Source organism: Streptomyces sp. NPDC005181, from assembly GCF_040608395.1.
In the GTDB taxonomy this organism is placed as follows: domain Bacteria; phylum Actinomycetota; class Actinomycetes; order Streptomycetales; family Streptomycetaceae; genus Streptomyces.
Genome location: NZ_JBEXID010000254.1, coordinates 1 through 1397, shown reverse-complemented (window position 1 = coordinate 1397; position 1397 = coordinate 1). Strand labels below are relative to the sequence as shown.

Annotated in this window: 1 protein-coding gene; it reads left to right on the top strand. The window is 69.8% G+C overall.

Annotated features, from left to right (window positions below):
* Window positions 1-109 precede the first annotated feature (109 nt).
* Window positions 110-1372: an ISL3 family transposase gene (locus tag ABZV38_RS40440; protein ID WP_356333966.1), complete on the top strand. Its 1263-nt coding sequence runs from the start codon at window positions 110-112 to the stop codon at window positions 1370-1372.
* The last annotated feature ends 25 nt before the right edge of the window (window positions 1373-1397 follow it).

Genomic DNA, 1397 nt, shown 5'->3' with positions numbered 1-1397 from the left:
GGCTCTTCGCCCAGATGTGTGGGTCGGTTCGCGTCGTGGCACGAACAACGCCGCACCCTCCGTAGTTTCTTGATCGCCAAGATCGGAAACGACGTGTGAGGAGTGCGGCGTGTCTGGGACGAAGGTAGAGGTTCGGGCGGCCGGGATCGAGCGGACGGTGGTCGAGGAGGTCCGTGTTCACCCGATCGATCCCGTGAAGGTCGTGTCGGTGCGGCCGGACCGCCGCTGGCAGCGCCGCCCGCGCTGCGGGGTGTGCCGGGAGCGGGCGCCGCTGTACGACCGGGGCCGCCGCAGACGCTGGCGCTCGCTGGATGATGGCCTGTTGACGGTCTTCCTGGAGGCGGACCTGCCTCGGGTGTCGTGCCCCGGGCACGGAGTGGTGATAGCGGCCGTGCCATGGGCCAGGCACGGCGCCGGCCACACGATCCCCTTCGACGAGACGGTGGCCTGGTTCGCGGCCGGGGCGTCGAAGAAGCTGATCGCCCAGCTGCTGCGGATCAACTGGCACACCGTCGGCTCCGTCCTGGAACGCGTGATGGCCGAGCGCGACGGGCAGGACGGCGACCGCCTGGCGGGCGTCACCCGGATCGGCATCGACGAGGTCTCTTTCGCCAAGGGGCAGCGGTACTTGACCGTCGTGGTCGACCACGACAGCGGCCGCCTGCTGTATGTGGCCGAGGGACGCTCGAAGGCGACGGTGCACGGCTTCTTCGACCTGCTCGGCCAGACGCGCTGCGATGAGTTGACGCACGTCAGCGCGGACGGCGCGGAATGGATCGCCGCCGTGGTGGCCGAGCGGGCCGGACAGGCGGCGCTGTGCCTGGACCCGTTCCACGTCGTGAAGTGGGCCGGCGACGCCCTGGACGAGGTCCGCCGCCAGGTGTGGAACGCCGCCCGCCGCGCCGGCATGAAGGAGACCGCCAGGCAGCTCAAGGACTCCCGCTACGCCCTGTGGAAGAATCCGCAGAACCTCACCGAGAAGCAGGAGTTGAAACTCTCCCTGATCCAGGAGACGAACAAGCCCCTGTACCGCGCCTACCTGCTCAAGGAGCAACTGCGGGCCGTGTTCGCCCCGGGCGGGCCGGAGCGGGTCCATCTGCTCGACGCCTGGCTGCGGTGGGCCTCGCGCAGCCGCCTGGCCCCGTTCGTGAAGCTGGCCCGCACCATCCGCGCCCGACGTACCGACATCGCGAACGCCCTGGCCTTCAAGCTCACCAACGCCCGCGTGGAGGCGCTGAACACGAGGATCCGCCTCATCATCCGCCGGGCCTACGGCTTCCGCAGCGTCCAGGCCCTACGCGCCATGATCCTGCTCTGTCTGGCCGGTTACGCCCGACCGCTCCCCGGGCGAGCCCTCGCGGAGACCGCTTGAAACCCACAGATGCGAGCGAAGAGCC